Origin of the sequence: Acinetobacter sp. YH16053, from assembly GCF_013417035.1 — a bacterium.
GTDB classification, from domain to species: Bacteria; Pseudomonadota; Gammaproteobacteria; order Pseudomonadales; family Moraxellaceae; genus Acinetobacter; species Acinetobacter towneri.
The window spans coordinates 1-1,070 of the sequence record NZ_VPEP01000158.1; the positions used below are offsets into that span (position 1 = coordinate 1).

Consider the following 1,070-nt stretch of genomic DNA (forward strand, 5'->3'; position numbering starts at 1 on the left):
GATGTAGTCCCATTAATTACAAGACTTGAGCAACACTTTACTAGCTATCAGTTAAAGCAGGTTTCTCAGCTTACCAGTAAGTACGCTATACGCTTATATGAGATTCTCATTGCATGGCGTGAAGTTGGCAAAGTACCAAAAATAGACCTCTCAGAATTCAGGGAAAAACTAGGTATTGCAGCTGATGAATACAAAGCAATGAACCACTTCAAAAGCCGTGTACTAGAACCATCTATCAAACAAATCAACGAGCATACCGACATTACTGTAAGTTATGAGCAACACAAAACTGGACGTACTATTACCGGTTTTTCGTTCAGATTTAAACAGAAGCAAGCTCCTAAATTAGCAAAACAAATAGAACCAAAAAGAGATCCGAATACACCTGATTTCTTTATTCCACTGACAGATGCTCAACGACACTTATTCGCCAATAAAATGGCTAAATTGCCTGAATTAAGTGAGTATTCACAGGGAACTGAAAGCTATGAAGAATTTGCCATTCGTATTGCAGATATGCTTTTAGAGCCACCAAAATTCAGAATGTTTTACCCCCTATTAGAACAATTAGGTTTTAGGGGGTGACTTTTAATTTAGCTTTAGTATTAACAAGTTCCCCTGATAGCTTAGAGAACTATTCTTCTAGTCATAATTGATGCTACTACGATCATAATTTGCAGGATAGCCATCCAATTCCACATTTATAATATCGTAGTCATCATCTACTGTTTTTAATCGGCCATCATCCGATTTTTTGTCTAAATCTTCCTCTAAATTTTCTTCTACATCTTCTTCTAAATCTTCCAAAAATCCTTTTGCATAGACTGGTTTACCAAAAATTTCCATTAATTCAAAATAGTTATCTCCAGACGCATCTGCTGTAACTTTCAATACATTTAATCCGTGCCTCTTAGTAATTGAGGCTTGTGTAAATGAATTACCTTTCAGTAAGGGTTGAATATAGATTCTTAAAAACTGAGAGGCTTGTTCATATGAACTAAATTCTTTTTTAAATGTATAAAAAGCTTTATCAACTGGAGGTAAGTTAAAAAGTTTTCTATCACGATCTT

Annotated in this window: 1 protein-coding gene and 1 pseudogene; one reads left to right on the top strand and one right to left on the bottom strand. The window is 34.8% G+C overall.

The window, feature by feature from the left end:
- A partial coding sequence (repM, locus tag FTV43_RS15785) for a replication initiation protein RepM (protein ID WP_179995868.1) occupies positions 1-585 on the top strand: 585 nt, incomplete at its 5' end.
- A gap of 57 nt (positions 586-642) precedes the next feature.
- Here the strand turns inward: repM and FTV43_RS15790 are convergent.
- Positions 643-1,070 (bottom strand): annotated as a pseudogene (locus tag FTV43_RS15790) (hypothetical protein); the annotation flags it as partial.